At 59.5% G+C, this 15,527-nt stretch carries 19 protein-coding genes; 11 read left to right on the forward strand and 8 right to left on the reverse strand.

The features are described from left to right. The first annotated feature begins 229 nt into the window (after nucleotides 1-229). From folE to ASD32_RS12420, 3 genes are all read left to right on the forward strand, one after another. Complete coding sequence (folE, locus tag ASD32_RS12410) at nucleotides 230-847, forward strand: GTP cyclohydrolase I FolE (RefSeq protein WP_060638351.1); 618 nt, start codon at nucleotides 230-232, stop codon at nucleotides 845-847. A gap of 24 nt (nucleotides 848-871) precedes the next feature. Then, the gene (gene hisI, locus ASD32_RS12415) at nucleotides 872-1,324 is read left to right on the forward strand and encodes a phosphoribosyl-AMP cyclohydrolase (protein ID WP_060638352.1); all 453 of its coding nucleotides are present in this window, start codon (nucleotides 872-874) and stop codon (nucleotides 1,322-1,324) included. A 212-nt stretch (nucleotides 1,325-1,536) separates the two neighbouring features. After that, complete coding sequence (locus ASD32_RS12420; protein ID WP_060638353.1) at nucleotides 1,537-2,508, forward strand: patatin-like phospholipase family protein; 972 nt, start codon at nucleotides 1,537-1,539, stop codon at nucleotides 2,506-2,508. 70 nt (nucleotides 2,509-2,578) lie between these two features. Here the strand turns inward: ASD32_RS12420 and ASD32_RS12425 are convergent, their stop codons facing one another. Then, nucleotides 2,579-3,007, reverse strand: a complete 429-nt coding sequence (locus ASD32_RS12425; protein ID WP_060638354.1) for a CBS domain-containing protein — start codon at nucleotides 3,005-3,007, stop codon at nucleotides 2,579-2,581. A gap of 237 nt (nucleotides 3,008-3,244) precedes the next feature. Beyond that, nucleotides 3,245-3,997 carry a rhomboid family intramembrane serine protease gene (locus ASD32_RS12430; RefSeq protein WP_060638355.1) on the reverse strand — a complete coding sequence of 251 codons (753 nt, stop codon included), beginning with the start codon at nucleotides 3,995-3,997 and terminating at the stop codon, nucleotides 3,245-3,247. Nucleotides 3,998-4,424: 427 nt separating this feature from the next. Here ASD32_RS12430 and ASD32_RS12435 point away from each other — a divergent pair, with 427 nt between their 5' ends. Both ASD32_RS12435 and ASD32_RS12440 read left to right on the forward strand, forming a co-directional pair. After that, nucleotides 4,425-5,069 (forward strand): PAS domain-containing protein, encoded by a 645-nt coding sequence (locus tag ASD32_RS12435; RefSeq protein WP_060638356.1) that lies wholly within the window; start codon nucleotides 4,425-4,427, stop codon nucleotides 5,067-5,069. 90 nt (nucleotides 5,070-5,159) lie between these two features. Further along, nucleotides 5,160-5,768, forward strand: coding sequence for a PilZ domain-containing protein (locus ASD32_RS12440; RefSeq protein WP_060638357.1), 609 nt, complete (start codon nucleotides 5,160-5,162; stop codon nucleotides 5,766-5,768). A 29-nt stretch (nucleotides 5,769-5,797) separates the two neighbouring features. Here the strand turns inward: ASD32_RS12440 and ASD32_RS12445 are convergent, their stop codons facing one another. The 3 genes from ASD32_RS12445 to ASD32_RS29570 form a co-directional block, all read right to left on the reverse strand. Then, the gene (locus ASD32_RS12445) at nucleotides 5,798-6,178 is read right to left on the reverse strand and encodes a DUF1801 domain-containing protein (RefSeq protein ID WP_060638412.1); all 381 of its coding nucleotides are present in this window, start codon (nucleotides 6,176-6,178) and stop codon (nucleotides 5,798-5,800) included. Nucleotides 6,179-6,265: 87 nt separating this feature from the next. Further along, entirely contained in the window at nucleotides 6,266-6,646 is a 381-nt protein-coding gene (locus ASD32_RS12450; protein ID WP_060638358.1) for an ester cyclase, read from the reverse strand. 31 nt (nucleotides 6,647-6,677) lie between these two features. Beyond that, on the reverse strand, nucleotides 6,678-6,953 hold the full coding sequence (locus ASD32_RS29570; RefSeq protein WP_156383158.1) for a hypothetical protein: 276 nt from the start codon (nucleotides 6,951-6,953) through the stop codon (nucleotides 6,678-6,680). A 294-nt stretch (nucleotides 6,954-7,247) separates the two neighbouring features. On the opposite strand from ASD32_RS29570, the gene ASD32_RS12455 reads away from it, so the two are divergent. The 4 genes from ASD32_RS12455 (at nucleotide 7,248) to ASD32_RS12470 (ending at nucleotide 10,946) form a co-directional block, all read left to right on the forward strand. Continuing rightward, entirely contained in the window at nucleotides 7,248-7,868 is a 621-nt protein-coding gene (locus ASD32_RS12455; protein ID WP_082546756.1) for a transglutaminase-like cysteine peptidase, read from the forward strand. 329 nt (nucleotides 7,869-8,197) lie between these two features. Further along, nucleotides 8,198-8,932 (forward strand): hypothetical protein, encoded by a 735-nt coding sequence (locus ASD32_RS12460; RefSeq protein WP_060638359.1) that lies wholly within the window; start codon nucleotides 8,198-8,200, stop codon nucleotides 8,930-8,932. Between the two features lie 187 nt (nucleotides 8,933-9,119). After that, nucleotides 9,120-10,592, forward strand: coding sequence for a D-alanyl-D-alanine carboxypeptidase (locus ASD32_RS12465; RefSeq protein ID WP_060638360.1), 1,473 nt, complete (start codon nucleotides 9,120-9,122; stop codon nucleotides 10,590-10,592). Between the two features lie 87 nt (nucleotides 10,593-10,679). Continuing rightward, on the forward strand, nucleotides 10,680-10,946 hold the full coding sequence (locus ASD32_RS12470; RefSeq protein ID WP_060638361.1) for a hypothetical protein: 267 nt from the start codon (nucleotides 10,680-10,682) through the stop codon (nucleotides 10,944-10,946). 64 nt (nucleotides 10,947-11,010) lie between these two features. Here the strand turns inward: ASD32_RS12470 and ASD32_RS12475 are convergent, their stop codons facing one another. Both ASD32_RS12475 and ASD32_RS12480 read right to left on the reverse strand, forming a co-directional pair. After that, nucleotides 11,011-11,448: a DUF1489 family protein gene (locus ASD32_RS12475; protein ID WP_060638362.1), complete on the reverse strand. Its 438-nt coding sequence runs from the start codon at nucleotides 11,446-11,448 to the stop codon at nucleotides 11,011-11,013. Between the two features lie 72 nt (nucleotides 11,449-11,520). After that, nucleotides 11,521-12,921, reverse strand: a complete 1,401-nt coding sequence (locus ASD32_RS12480; protein WP_060638363.1) for an L-serine ammonia-lyase — start codon at nucleotides 12,919-12,921, stop codon at nucleotides 11,521-11,523. A gap of 256 nt (nucleotides 12,922-13,177) precedes the next feature. On the opposite strand from ASD32_RS12480, the gene ASD32_RS12485 reads away from it, so the two are divergent. Beyond that, nucleotides 13,178-13,870, forward strand: coding sequence for a DUF599 family protein (locus ASD32_RS12485; protein WP_060638364.1), 693 nt, complete (start codon nucleotides 13,178-13,180; stop codon nucleotides 13,868-13,870). A gap of 96 nt (nucleotides 13,871-13,966) precedes the next feature. Continuing rightward, nucleotides 13,967-15,001 carry a DUF1624 domain-containing protein gene (locus tag ASD32_RS12490; protein WP_060638365.1) on the forward strand — a complete coding sequence of 345 codons (1,035 nt, stop codon included), beginning with the start codon at nucleotides 13,967-13,969 and terminating at the stop codon, nucleotides 14,999-15,001. A 76-nt stretch (nucleotides 15,002-15,077) separates the two neighbouring features. On the opposite strand, the gene ASD32_RS12495 is transcribed toward ASD32_RS12490, so the two are convergent. Continuing rightward, complete coding sequence (locus ASD32_RS12495) at nucleotides 15,078-15,464, reverse strand: MerR family DNA-binding transcriptional regulator (protein WP_060638414.1); 387 nt, start codon at nucleotides 15,462-15,464, stop codon at nucleotides 15,078-15,080. Nucleotides 15,465-15,527: the final 63 nt, after the last annotated feature.

Raw genomic sequence — 15,527 nt, forward strand, 5'->3', positions numbered from 1 at the left:
CGGCATATTATATGCTATGTCGTGTGGGGGCGACAGGTTCGCAAGAGCGAACAGTCGCCTGTTGTTTGGGAAACCGTGCCGGATGATCCAGAGCCCTTAACCTCTGCAAATCAAAAAGCCCCGGAGCCCGCCGACGGAAACCAGGCCTGAAATCGTCAGGTCAATGGCCAATGGCGAGTTGTCCGAAAAGATAAACGTCACGTAACGCTTGTTACGCCAAGAGGCCATTATGGACGCCATTGTCAAGAATTTTCCTGCCGTGACCGCCACCGATGGACGGCCGAGCCAGAAGGAAGCCGAGGACGCCGTTCGCGTTCTCCTGCGCTGGGCAGGCGACGATCCGGCCCGCGAAGGGCTTCTCGATACCCCTGCCCGCGTCGCCAAGGCCTATAAGGAACTGTTTTCCGGCTATGACCTGGCTGCCGAAGACGTTCTGGGCCGCACCTTCGAGGAGGTCGGCGGCTATGACGACATCGTGCTCGTCAAGGATATCCCGTTCTTCTCGCATTGCGAACATCACATGGTTCCGATCATCGGCAAGGCGCATGTCGCCTATCTGCCGGATGGCAAGGTACTTGGCCTGTCGAAGATCGCGCGCGTTGTCGATATCTTCGGCCGACGTCTGCAGACGCAGGAAACCATGACGGCGCAGATTGCAAAGGCGATCGACGATACGCTGCAGCCGCGCGGCGTGGCCGTGATGATCGAAGCCGAACATATGTGCATGGCGATGCGTGGCGTCCAGAAGCAGGGCTCGACGACATTGACCACCACCTTTACCGGTATCTTCAAGAACGAGCCCGCCGAACAGGCCCGCTTCATGACCATGCTGCGGGGCTTCAAGTAAGCTCCGTCAACCGGAGCCCTTCCGATGACACTCGAATTTGACCGCCCGTCCACCGACAAGGCGGAACTGGAATCCGGTTCCGCTTTCACGCCCCGTTTCGACAGCAATGGACTAATCACCGCCGTCGTCACCGATGCCGGCGACGGCACGCTGCTGATGGTGGCGCATATGAATGCGCAGGCCTTGGCGCTGACGATCGAGACCGGTATCGCCCACTATTACAGCCGTTCGCGAAAGAGCCTCTGGAAAAAAGGCGAGACCTCCGGTAACCTGCAGACAGTCGAAGAAATTCGCACCGACTGCGATCAGGATGCTTTATGGCTGAAAGTCCGTGTCGCCGGCCATGACGCAACCTGCCACACCGGCCGGCGCTCGTGTTTTTACCGGTCCGTTGGCGTCAAGGATGGCGTCACGTCACTTAACATCATTGATACCGAAATTCATTTCCATCCGGGCGATGTCTACGGCAAAAATTAATCATCTGACGCTTTTTGGCTCAGCTTCTTGACTGGATTCACGATTTCGCAACCAGACTGGGAGCGTAATCTTGACAACGAGGATGCGTTCCGCAGGGAACACCCGGCCGCAACGCCCTCCTGTAGATTGAGTATGTACGGCATGCACTTGCAAAGCAGTAATGCGAGACGTGACGGCCTGTAACAGTGTGTTCTGCGGCATGGAGGTGCCGGATGTTGAACTGGACATTCAATCGCAGCGGTATCACCGCAGACGCTTCCGCACCCGGCGGCCCTTCCCACGCCCTGGTGTCTTCCCCACCCGAACAGATCAAGCCGCCGAAATCCAAGATCGCGCTGGCACTTGGCGGCGGCGCCGCGCGCGGCTGGGCGCATATTGGCGTGCTGAAAGCGCTGGATGAAGAAGGGATCGAAGTCGGGATGATCGCCGGGACCTCGATCGGCGCGCTCGTCGGCGGCTGCTATCTGGCTGGAAAGCTCGACGAACTCGAAACATTCGCCCGCTCGCTCACCATGCGCCGCATCGCCGGATTGCTGGATTTTGCCATCGGTGGCGGCGGGCTGTTCGGCGGCCTGCGCCTGACCAAGCGCATGCAGGAACATCTGCAGGACATCGCGATCGAAGATCTCGACCGCACCTTCGTCGCTGTCGCAACCGAGGTCAATTCCGGCCATGAGGTCTGGATCGGCCAGGGATCGCTGATCACCGCCATCCGCGCCTCCTACGCCCTGCCGGGCATCTTCGAACCGGTCAAATGCAACAACCGCACCCTGATGGACGGCGCGCTGGTCAATCCGGTGCCGGTCTCGGTCTGCCGCGCCCACGAGCAGCAGCTGGTCGTTGCCGTCAACCTTAACTATGACCTTTATGGCCGCTCCGCCGTGATCAAGCACAATGCGGGAAGCCGTGCGGTCGAACAGCCCGCTGTGGCCAAACAGCCGGAAGGCCAGGCCGGGCGGCTGGGCATGACCAGTGTGATGGTGCAGGCCTTCAACATCATCCAGGATCGCATTTCGCGGGCGCGGCTTGCCGGCGATCCGCCGGATCTGGCGCTGCATCCCAAGCTCAACGATATCGGCCTGTCGGAATTTCACCGGGCCGGGGAAGCGATCGATCGCGGCTATTACGAGACCAAGTCGAAGCTCAGCGAGCTGCAGCGCCTTCAGGATGTGATGCTGCGATAGAGGTCGCTGTAAACAATGATGCCGCGCGGCCCGGTCCGGGTGCGCGGCATTGTCATGTTCCGTGGATGCATCAACCGGCGATATAGGCCTTGATCTGTTCGGCCTCATGTTCGATCGCCCGGATATGATGGCGAACCGCGTCACCGATCGAGACGATGCCCACCAGGCGTCCGTTGGTTTCGACGGGAAGATGGCGGGCGCGCATGTTGTTCATGATTTCCATGATGCCGTCGATGCTCATCTCCTCGGTGCAGCTATACACTTTCGACCACATGACGTCCGATACGGCCTTGTCCAGACAGTCGGCCCCGAATTTGGCCATGGCGGCCACCACGTCGCGCTCCGTCAAGATACCGGCGATCTCGTCGCCGGGCTTGACGATGATGACGGCACCGATGCGATTTTCACTCAGCAAGGCCACCGCCTGGCGCACTTTCGCCTGCGGATCGACCGTCACGACCTGACGGCCTTTTTCATTCAGTATGGCTTTAACAGACATTCAAACCCTCCCGTTTCAGCGACCTTGAATCTGACCGGGATATTGGCGAACCGCCACGCGCTTCTCGCGCTGCGGTTTAGGACCAATTCGCAAGACAGACATCATTCCTGCCGCTTTATCTGCCCATTGGCACCAAACCGCTCTCCTCACGGTTTCATGCCTTCGGACACGAATGGTGCGCCACAGACTGTGGAAAATCAAGCGTTCTCGGTGAAATCGCCGATCATTGAAAGGCGATCAGCCGCGCGCCGTGCTCACTTGCGGGGGGTCGAAAAGGCCAAACAGCAGAAAGCCGAACAGGAAGCCGCCAATATGCGCTTCCCAGGCGATGCCGCCCGCTCCGCCAAAGGCAAAGACGCCAAGGCCGATCAGGAAATTGGTGAGGAACCAGATGCCGGTGAACACCACGACCGAGCGGTTCGACAGCGCCTCACCGACAGTCAGGCGGCGGTTGAGATGCGCAAACTGGCGGCTGATGCGGCCGCTTGGGGAAAAGACGAAGCGGGCTGCAGCCCCCATCAAACCGGCAACTACGCCGGAGGCACCGACGACGAAGATCGTCTCGCCCCAATGGAACGCCACATGCAGGGCGACTGCGGCAATTGCCGACAGGCACCAGAACAGCATGAACCGTATAAGGCCGATCCGGCGTATCACCGGCGCGCCGAAGGCCACCATCCAGAACCCGTTGAAAATCAGGTGTTCCCACGAGCCGTGCAGCAAAGAGTAGGTCAAGGGGCTCCAGAGCCAGGCGAGCGTCTGATCGGCGAGCGGATGATCATAACGCGCCGGCCAGAAGGCGAAGTTCAAGATCACCTCGCTGTCGATGGGTGCGGACAGAAGATAGGTGCGCACGGCATGGATGACGACCAGAAGCGCCAGCATGGCGACAAGACCTGCCGGCAGGTTGAACGCCGGTTCGCTGACCCGCGTTGCAGCATCTGCTTCATTGGCCTGCGGCGGCGTCGCACCGTCGGTTTGGTCGGTCATCCTGCTCACAATTCCTTTCGCCGGCATATCGTCACCGGGCTCTCAATGCCCCGCTCTATACGATTCATGGCTGCGTCAAAAGCGGTGAGATGCGCGGCACTTGTTCGCACGGCTGGCGGGGCCGATCAAATCAAAAGGATTTGTAATGGGCATGACCGTTTGCAGGCGAAAAAAAGGCCGTCCAGTCAGGAACTGAACGGCCGTTGAGCCCCCAAAAACGTTAAGGCCCGCAAGTCAGTGTGCCGAAGGCAAACCCTTCGTGAAGTGATGCGCTTCCATGCCACCGGAGCCGGACGCTTTCAATCGAAACCAAACATTAACCTTAATATCGCGCTGGCACGGAAATCGCACTGTTATCTCTGCGGGCCATGTTTTTCCCGCCAGATGTGCCAGACCGGCACAGATATGTTTCGAATGGAATGAGAGCATGCGCAGCAAGACCGCTATCGAGATCTATGCCTATTGGGACGCGTTGCGCGGCCATCGCGATGTGCCGTCGCGCAGCCAGATTGAGCCCGGCCAGATTCGCAACATCCTGTCAGACCTGTTCATCCTGGAAAAAACGCCGCGCGGTGATATCCGTTTCCGGCTCGCCGGCACGCGCATCTGTTCACTGTTCGCGCGCGAGCTGCGCGGCTCGACATTCGACGCACTCTGGCTTGCCAGCCAAACCGGCCGCCTCGCCCGCATCGCCGACAATGTAATGACGGAAAAGACGCCGGTCGTGCTGTCGGCATCCTCGCTTGCCGGCACCGCCGACCGGTTGCCGACTGAAATCATCCTCCTGCCGCTGCGCTCGCCCGATGGCGTGGTGGACCGGATCATCGGAGCGCTGGTCCCTCATTCGAGACCGCTCTGGCTGGAGGCGACGCCGGTCAATTATCTCGATCTCGACGGCATTCGCGTTCTCGACATCGAAAAAACCAACCTGTTCATGCAGTCGAGACCCGAAAAGCCCCTGCCCGCACCCCGCCAGCATACGGGTCATTCCACAATGGGCGATCAGGGCATTGCCGGCGCCATCCGCCGGGTTCTGCACCTGCGCGTCTTTGAGGGTGGCCGCAATGATTAATACGCCTCAAATGCAAAGGAGCAAAAAAACCTTCTATTAACTGGAACAGGGTAAAGCTGTGGGCTGGGTGGACATCGCACAAGTGTGATCATGTATTCGTTTCAACAATCACAGACGGCCGGAACAAAGCCTCACAACGAAGGCGCTTTTCAGCGCGTTTCGGTGAATCTGACGGGCCGCCTGATGCTTGCCAATCACGACGAATTCGAATGCACCGCCATCGATATGTCGCCCGGCGACGTGCTCTTCACCTCCGAGGCCCGGCCGCGGACCGGCGAACGCATCATCGCCTATGTCGATCATGTCGGCCGCCTCGAGGGCACGGTGTCGCGGCTTGCCGACAATGCTTTCGTCATCCAGATCAATGCCACCGACCGCAAGCGCGAAAAGCTTGCGGCCCAGCTGACCTGGATTGCCAACAAGCATGAATTGGGCCTGCCGGAAGACCGGCGCCACGACCGTCTTGCGCCGCGCAAGACCCGCACGGAAATCACGCTTGACGACGGCAGCAAATATGTCTGCCGGATCATCGACCTCTCCCTGTCGGGAGCTGCCGTCGATATGGAAACCCGCCTGCCGCTCGGCACCGCCATCCTGCTTGGCAGCATGAAGGGCCGTGTGGTGCGTCATTTCCAGGAGGGCGTGGCGATCGAATTTCTCGGAATTCAGTCGCGCGAGGCGTTGCGCGAATTTCTGTAGCGTTACAGCGGAATTGTCCGGCCGAAGTTTCAGGCCTGTTTTTTCTTCCTCTTGCCCCGGTTATATGCGACCGCCGAAGCGACCAGCTCTTTCAGGGCGCGTGCATCGATCGTATCGCCCTCGAAAACATCGATCGACCGCCACACCTTGCCGCCAAAGCCGTTGTTGAAGAGCTTTTCGGGATCGGCAAGGCTTGCGCCATGCGAGAAGGTCAGCTTCACCTTTTCCTTGTGGGCATTGCCGACAATCATATTGCCCTCGCAGCACCAGACCGGGCTTCCCATCCATTTCCACTCTTCGGCAATATCCGGATCGGCAGCGAGGATCGTCTTGCGCAGGCTGGAAAGCGTTGCACCACGCCAATCGGTGAGACCGGCAACCAGCGCGTCGATATTTTCGGATGGCGTCATGGATTTCATGCCTCCCCTTGGATTTACCGTGCAGACCAAAGCTTGCTCTAGTCTATGCCGCCGCATTGAGGCCCGCAACGCCCGCGATCAGAGCTGCGCTTCGATGGCGCTTTTGTCGATTACGGACCAGACATTGGCAATCTTGCCGTCTTGAAACTCGTAGAACACATTTTCGGTAAAGGTGATCCGCCGGCCATTGATGGGCAGATCCATGAACATTGCCAGCGGCGTGCAGTCAAACAGCAGCCGGCTTGCAACAACGGGCGGATCGGCAACCAAGATCTCGATATTGAACTTAAGGTCGGGAATATCGCGATAGTTGCCCTCAAGCATGCTGCGATACCCGGCAAGGCCAATGCGGCGGCCGTTATGGCAGGCATCCTCGCCGACATAGTGCCCGAGGCTCGGCCAATCCTGGCTGTTGAGACAGGCTATATAGCCCGTGTAGATATCCGAGAGTTCACTCATGGCATTTTGTCTCCTGCTATTGCGGGCGTCCTCAATTCCGGTATGCCGGGATAATGAGGACATAAGCCGGCTCATGCAGCAAGCAAGACTGTCCCCCATTTCCCCTTGTCGGCGTGCCGGGCGGCGCCCCAATATGGTACAGGTGATGGCGTGCGAACGCACCGTTTTGGCGAAACCACAGTCCCGCCATGATTTTCCGTGTCAGAATTAAAATAATTTTTTCGGAATTTCCAGCACATTGCGGCGGGAAACGGGGACTGCTTTGGTAAATCAAGTCTAAACCAGCAAAGACACTCTTCTTTTCCATCAGCACGGCTCTCCCGGCCGCGTCTGGAAAACATCCGCCCGAACACCGCTTTCGCAACAGAATATGCTGCATTTCCGGCACGATGGATGGTTTTGCAGGGGTTAACGGCGGTTGTGCCATGGCGGGAAAGGCTCAAATTTTAGATAAATTTGCATCAATAACAACTCAAACTTTATTCAAGTTTAATTTGAGTTTTCTACTTATTTCAATTTGTTTTGTACTTTATTTTACTTCCGATTTTCGCGAGCAATAAAAAAATCGCTGTCATTGTCACTCCAGAACGGGGAGACAAGCATGACAACGAAAACTGTCCTGAAGACATTTCTGAAAGCTGGCCTGATCGGCGCGTTTGTTTCCGCAGCGGCGGTACAGTCGGCGTTTGCCCTGCCCGCCAACATGATCACCGGCGGCAGCACCAACCCGCCGGTTGGACATTATGAATTCTGCCGCAGCCTGCCGCAGGAATGCCGCGCCAACCCGGGCAGTAGCGCCCCGTTGACGCTGACCCGCGACGGCTGGAAGACAATTCTCGAGGTCAATTACGACGTCAACGAATCCGTGACGCCGATGACCGACAAGGAAATCTACGGCGTCGAAGAGCACTGGGCCTATCCCGACAAGGTCGGCGATTGCGAAGACTATGTGCTCTTGAAGCGCAAGCGCCTGATGCAGGCCGGCTTTTCGCCATCCGACCTTCTGATCACCGTCGTGTTGCAGCCGAGCGGCGAAGGCCATGCCGTTTTGACCGTGCGCACCGATCGCGGCGATTTCGTTCTCGACAATATGCGCAACAAGGTCCTGCTCTGGTCGGATACCGAATATACCTATCTCAAGCGTCAGTCGGAACAGCATTCCGGCCGTTGGGTAAAGCTTCAGGACGGCCGTACCGTGGCTGTCGGCAGCGTCAGCCAGTAGGGCGAGCCAAGACCAGACATACGCAACCCGGCTCAGGATGCCCGGCTGCCGTATGAAAGGGCTTCGGTCAGTCCCCGTCCCAGACCAAGGCCCTGCAGGCCGGTTCCGCTGTCCCCGGAACCGGCCTTTTTCTATTGCGCCCGGTTCAGCGGTTACCGGCAGCAACCGAACCTGATTGCGGCGATATTCACCGAAAATTAACCATGTTGGGCGAGCCTGTCCTCACGTCTCAAGCTTGAAAATCCGCGAACCAGCGGCTGTTCCATCCCGGCACAGGCAAGACCTTTAGCGATACCCTCCGTCAACGACACGAAGACCGCGAACCATCGATGACAGTCCATGCAGCAACTGCCGGTCCTGACGATCACGCTCCGCTGATCTCCTCGCGTTTCATCTGCATGCTGACGGCTGCGGCCGTGAGCCTGGCAGCTTTGACGGCAACGATCAGCCTTGCCGGCCGCTGGTATGGAGAAAACCTGGCGCTGGCCGGGCACACGACCAGCACGGAACCCACCGATATCCTTATCGGCCAGGATCATCTGCGGTTTTCCGCCAATGTCATCCGCTTCGAGCAGCAACGCGAAACCGGGCGCGCCGAACGGGTCGATCTCTACCTCACCTGGCCGGGAATGCAGGGCTATACGGACGAGACGCGGGCGCTGTTCAACGATGTCAGCCAGCCCGGCGCACTGCTTTTCCTCGATATTTCGCAGAGCACGATGTCACGCGACATGTCGGGACGGATCGAGCCCATCTACCAGCATCTTTTCAGCGGCAAGCTCCTGCCCGGCCCGGCGGGACTGGTGCGGCATGAAATGAAACAAAATTCGGGTTACGGCGAGGAAGTCTTCTTCACCGCGAACCGGGATGGCGGCACACCGTATGCGGTGCGCTGCATGATGCCGGCAACGCCTGCGCTCTCCACCAGCGCCGATTGCCAGCGCGATATCCACATCGGCCGTGATCTTGTTGTGCTTTATCGGTTTTCCAGCCAATTGCTGCCACAATGGCAGGCCATCGACACCGCCGTTGAGGCATTCCTGAACAAGAGACTGATCCCCTGACCGGCCGCTCACCGCGAAACCGTTTCGCGGCGCCATCCGGTTTTGACGCCTGTGCCGAAATGCAAAAGAACTGTCCAACAGCAGAAACCAATCATTCATCATAAACCGATTGGTAACGCTATCCCGCTAGTGTTTCGAGAACAGTCGTTTCTGGAGGCCTCGCCCGGACGACATCTGTGAAAATAGAATGAAGAGTAGTGAAGTGTCCCAAACCATATTCAACGGCTCCGCTCCGTCTGTCCTATTTTTCAAGAAGGCATGCCGGGTCCTGCTGATATCGCTGACCGCCACATTCACTGCGGTCTCCGTCGCCTCCGCTGCCGAATATGCGGGCATCGTCGTCGATGCAAAGACCGGCAAGGTTCTTTACAGCGAGAATGCCGACAGTTTGCGCTATCCGGCATCGCTGACCAAGATGATGACGCTCTACCTGACCTTCGAGGCGCTGGAAGCCGGCAAGATCAGGAAGGACACGCCCGTCACCTTCTCCAAGAATGCATCGGCCGAGCCACCATCGAAGCTTGGCGTGCGTTCCGGCAATGCGATCACCGTCGAACAGGCCATCCTGTCCATGGTCACGCGCTCCGCCAATGATTCGTCGACCGCCCTTGGCGAACTGCTCGGCGGCTCCGAAGAACGCTTTGGCCGCATCATGACCAACAAGGCGCGCGCGCTCGGCATGACCCGCACTACCTACCGCAACGCCAACGGCCTGCCGAACGACGCGCAGATGACCACGGCACGCGACCAGGCCCGGCTTGGCATGGCGCTTCGCCAGCATTTCCCGCAATATTATTCGTATTTCTCCACCCGCAGCTTCCGTTTCGGCAAACAGACGATCGGCAATCACAACCGTCTGCTCGGCAATGTGCGCGGCGTCGATGGCATCAAGACCGGCTATACCCGGGCTGCAGGCTTCAACCTCGTGACCTCGGCTCAGGCCGACGGCCGCAGCATCGTCGGCGTCGTCATGGGCGGCAAGTCCGGTGGTGCCCGCGATGCGCAGATGCGTGCACTCGTTGCCAAATATATGCCATCGGCTTCGCGCCGTGGCGGTGGCAATCTCGTGGCCGAGACGGCCGATGCGCCGACCATGGTCCAGGCTGAAGAACGTCCGGCAGAAACCATCGTGGCTGCGACCGGCGGTAGCTTCAACCTGCCGAGCAACGGCCCGGTTCCGGATTTCCGCTATAGCGGCGAAACCACCAAGAGCATCGAAGTTGCCTATGCGGCACCGGTCAAGGCCAGCGCCAATCCGCTTCTGCGCCAGAATGCCCAGCCGAACACGCTGGAAGCGCAGAGCCAGAAGCTTGCCAAGGCAGCGCCGGCCTCGGCTGCTGATGTGGACAACCAGATCACCAATTCCGTTGCCAAGCAGGCCGCTGAAACCGCAGATATTGCCGACACGGCGCCAGCCGGCTGGGTCATCCAGATCGGTGCCACGCCGGACAAGGGCCAGGCAGCAGCACTCCTCGCAAATGCCAAGGACAAGGGCGGCAAGGCGCTGCGTGGTGCAACGCCCTTCACGGTCGCTTTTGCCAGCGGCGACGGCCATCTCTACCGGGCGCGCTTTGGCGGCTTCTCCGACCAGAACAAGGCTCTTTCCGCCTGCAAGTCTCTGAAAAGCAAGGGCTTTGCCTGCTGGGCAAGCGCTCAGTAAAAACGGCATGACAACAGTTTCGATCAGCGGCGTGTTGCGTTTGCCGGTGATCCTCCTCGGATTTGGTTTTGCGTAACGAGGTCAGTTATGGGAATGAATGAGAATGGACCGGGCATGACGCCCGCGCCGGACAAGAAGCGCAAGTCGCCGCGTTCTGGCCTGCACCCCTTGCATGAAGCGGCAATGCGGATCGCCGAACTCGGCAGCCGCCCGCGCTCGAAGACCAAGGATCTGGTGACGCTGCTTCTGACGCATGGGGCCCGTGCATGGCGCTCGACACAGCCGGATGCACAGATCCATGTGCATGTGACCTCGCCTTCCGGGCGCTACCCGATCCGGCTGCGGCTCCGCTAACAGCGACATATGACAATGAGAAAAGCCCGGTCATGCCGGGCTTTTTTCGTAGTTACAATCATGTTTAGAGAAGGCCGAGTTCGGCCAGTTCGCGGCGCAGTTCCAGCGGCATTTCCGCCGTACCAGCGCCAAGCGCCGACAGGTCGCGCGGGGCTTCATTGTCCTGCAGATAGCGCCAGCCCTGAAAAGCGCGGCGCGGCTGATAGGTGGTCTCGATGACCTCAGGGCCCAAAATCAGATTGCAGCGGCCGATGCCTTCGCCGTCGGTGAAGGTCTCGATGCCAGTCAGCCGCTGGCGGGCCTGGACCTGCCCTTTGATCACCCAGTAGAGCGATCCGCCCTGCAGCAATTCCTCGACGCGCTTGGGGACCATGCGCGTCGTGTGATAGGAATGCGGCTCCAGACCGGCGGCGACAGCCGTCAGCGCTTTGCGCGACACCCATTCACGAAGGTCGTCAATCGATTCTGCCCCGACGCAGAGCTTGATGAGATGCAAGGCCATGGCCGGAGTTGAACACCCGCAGAGCGGTCGCGGTCAAGCCTGTTGTCCGGCCGCTCCACAGCTGGGTTGGTGTCAGCACTCCACGACGTTGACGGCAAGCCCGCCCGTCGAGGTTTCCTTGTACTTGTCATGCATATCGAAGCCGGTCTGGCGCATCGTCTCGATGCAGGCGTCGAGCGGCACGAAATGCTGGCCGTCGCCCTTGAGCGCCAGGGAGGCCGCCGTGACCGCCTTGACGGCGCCCAGCGCATTGCGTTCGATGCACGGAACCTGGACAAGACCGGCAATGGGATCGCAGGTCATGCCGAGATGATGTTCCAGCGCGATTTCGGCGGCATTTTCGATCTGCTCCGGCGTACCGCCCATGACGGCGGCAAGACCCGCTGCCGCCATGGCAGATGCCGAACCGACTTCGCCCTGACAGCCGACCTCGGCACCGGAAATCGAGGCATTGAACTTGATGATGCCGCCGATCGCCGCCGCCGTCAGCAGATAATCGCGAATGCCGTGATGATCGGCATCCTCATGAAAATGCAGATAATAGCGGATCGTTGCGGGAACGACGCCGGCGGCGCCATTGGTCGGAGAGGTGACGACGCGGCCGCCTGCCGCATTTTCCTCGTTTACCGCCATGGCATAGACACTCAGCCAATCGTTGGCGAGCAAGGGATTGATCTTGTTGGAACGCCATTCGTCCTGCAGCTTGTCATGGATCATGCCGGCGCGGCGGCGGACCTTCAGGCCACCAGGCAAAATGCCCGACCCGCTCAGGCCACGGTCGATGCAACTCTTCATCGCGGCCCAGATCTTGTCGAGCCCCTCGTCGAGCTCTTCGGCCGATACCGAACATTCCTCGTTGGCCCGCTTCATCTGGGCAATCGACAGGCCGGAATGGCGCGCCATGTCGAGCATCTGCTTTGCGCTGGAGAAGGGATAGGGAACCTTGACGCCACCGGGCTTGGTCTTGCTCGCCTTCAGGGCTTCCAGTTCCGTATCGGTGACGACGAAACCGCCGCCGATGGAATAATAGACGCGCTTCAACAGCAGGCGTCCGTCCTTGTCGAAGGCGGAGAAGGACATGCCGTTGGCATGGCCGGGCAGCGGAACCTTCTTGTCGAAAACAAGATCGGTCTTCGGCTGGAATTCGTAAGCGGGATGGCCGGGGGGCGTGATGCGTCCGGTGCGTTCGACTTCGTCGATGATCGGATCCATCCGGTCGGGATCGACGCGGTCCGGGCGCTCGCCCATCAGGCCGAGGATCACCGCCCTGCCCGTTCCATGGCCGATGCCGGTAAAGGCCAGCGATCCGTGCAGGCTGGACTTGATCGACGCGACCGCCGCATTGGCCGGGCGTGGCCAGTCGCTTGAGAGAATGAGATCGAGAAAGCGGTTGGCCGCCGACATCGGTCCCATCGTATGCGAGCTGGAGGGGCCGATGCCAATCTTGAAAACGTCAAAAACCGAAAGAAACATGCGAACTCCGCCCCAGGGCTTGTGAAGACCGGACAATGCTGCCGGACCACGATCATTGCATCGAAACTAGGCCATCCTGCGCCCGTCATCAGGCGATCAACCGACATCTGCTCCTGTGCATGCGACACGGGTGGCCGCCGGTGGCTGTAGCACGATTCCTCACTCATAAGTCGCCATGCCCGCCCATGGATTTCAAGGGGTGGGTTAAACTTTCACCATGCCTTGCAATTTTAGCAAACCATGCCAAAAACGAGGCATGACACTGACAGATTACATCGCATTGGCGGTCTTTGCATTGCTATGGACCGGTTACAACTGGGCCACGGACGGCAAAGTGCATCTCAAGCGCATCAGCCTGACGCGGCTGATGATGGAGAACCGGCGGCGCTGGCTGCTCAATTCGCTCAACCGCGACCTGAAGATGATCGACACCCAGATCGTCGCCGGACTGCAGGCCGGCACCGCCTTTTTCGCGTCCACGACGATCTTTGCGCTCGGTGGCTGTTTCGCGCTTCTGGGTGCCACGGACCGGGTCGAAGCAATCATGGGCGACCTGCCCTATGTGTTTCATGGCGGGCGCACGGCGTTCGAGCTGAAAGTCGGCGGCTTGGCCTGCCTGTTTGCCTATGCCTTCTTCAAGTTCGCCTGGTCCTACCGTCTGTTCAACTACTGCTCCATTCTCGTCGGCGGCATTCCGATGATGTCGGATATTCTGCAGGATCGCCCCCGAGCCGAACGCGCCGCCGGGCGCGCTGCCAAGATGAACATTCTCGCCGCCAAGCATTTCAATGCCGGATTGCGCAGCGTCTTCCTGTCGATCGGCTATCTCGGCTGGTTCATCAGCCCCTACGTCTTCATGGCGCTGACTGTCTTCGTCATCTTCGTGCTGACGCGGCGGCAATTCTATTCGGAGGCGCGCGAAGCCCTTCTTGACGACACAAACCCCTGAAAGTCTTGAGGAAGCCAATCTCGGGCAGGCACACCCATAATGCGTTGCGCCAAGCCTGCTGGTCCAAGATGCCGCCTGTTCAGAAAAGATAGAGTGATGCCGAATATCAACACAGCCACCGAAACCGACAACGGCGCCACACATCCGGCCGCCGCAGCCCCACGTGGCCGGATATGGGCAATCGACGCGCTGCGCGGCGTCGCTCTGATCGCCATGGCGACCTATCACTTTTCCTGGGATCTTGAATATTTCGGCTATCTCGATGCGGGCACGGTCGGAACCGGCGGTTTCAAGATCTATGCGCGGATGATTGCCAGCAGCTTCCTGTTTCTGGCGGGTGTCGGGCTTGTGCTTGGCCATTATCCGGTCTTCAAGGCCCGGCCCTTCGCCATCCGCTTTGCCAAGATCGCGGCTGCAGCCCTGGTCATCACCATCGCCACCTGGTTTGCCTTTCCAGACAGTTTCATTTTCTTCGGCATCCTGCATTCGATAGCTGCGGCCAGCCTGATCGGCCTTGTCTTCCTGCGCCTGCCTGCGGTTATTACGCTTGTTGCCGCCGCCTGCGCCTTCGCCGCACCATACTATCTGCGCTCTTCCTTTTTCGACGCACCGGCGCTCTGGTGGGGGGGACTGTCGGAAACAGTGCCGCGCTCCAACGATTACGTGCCGTTGCTTCCCTGGCTCGCACCATTTCTTGCCGGGATCGCCATCGCGCGCATTGCTTTCAGCTTCGGATGGTTTGAAAAACTGCGCAGCGATGGCAGTGCACGCTGGAAAAGCGCGCTCACGGCAGCCGGCCGTCACAGCCTGATCATCTATCTCGTGCACCAGCCGCTGTTGTTCGCGCTGGTCTATGCCTATTCGCTGGGCTTTCCGGCGGCCAAGCCCGATCCGCTCGTCACCTATCAAAACAACTGCGTGGCCTCCTGCAGCTTGCAGGAAAGTGCTGCGATCTGCACCACATTTTGCAGCTGCACGCTGGACAAGCTGATGGAAGAAAATCTGTTTGAACCGCTGAACCAGGGCAAGATCGATGTCAACGACGAGCGCGTGTCGCTTATCGCCGGGCAATGCACCCTTCAGTCACAGGACAGCGGACAGGGATCAGATCCCGTTGCGCCGGGCCGCTGAGCGCTCCACAGCCGCCGCTTACCCGCAGCGGCTTTGTGGCGGCGGGTGATGCTCGAGAAAAAATTGTAAAAGCGGTTCAGGTACCGACGCCGATTTCGGCGAGACGGGTGAGGCACGCTTCCTCGACATTGCCGAGTTCCTCCAGCGTTTCCTCGATATCCTTGCGCTTCTGGTTGAGTTCGTCGCGCTTTTCTTCGACACGCTTCATCAGCAGGCGCAGCTGACCGGCCTCGCCCGGCGGGTCGCGGTAGACCTGGATGATCTCGCGGATCTCCGCGATGGTGAAGCCGATACGGCGGCCACGCAGGATTTCCATGATCAGGCGGCGATCTGCCGAGCGGAACAGCCGTGTCCTGCCGCGCCGCTCCGGGTGGATCAGCCCCTCGTCCTCATAGAAGCGCAGCGTGCGGGTCGAAACGCCGAATTCCCGTGTCAGCTCGGTAATGGTATAGTACTTGTTCACGCCTGCCTCGCCTTGCGCCGCAATGTTCAAAATCAGGCTGAATGTGCTTGATCATGCGCCTGC

The sequence above is a fragment of the Rhizobium sp. Root483D2 genome, assembly GCF_001426685.1.
GTDB classification, from domain to species: domain Bacteria; phylum Pseudomonadota; class Alphaproteobacteria; order Rhizobiales; family Rhizobiaceae; genus Pararhizobium; species Pararhizobium qamdonense.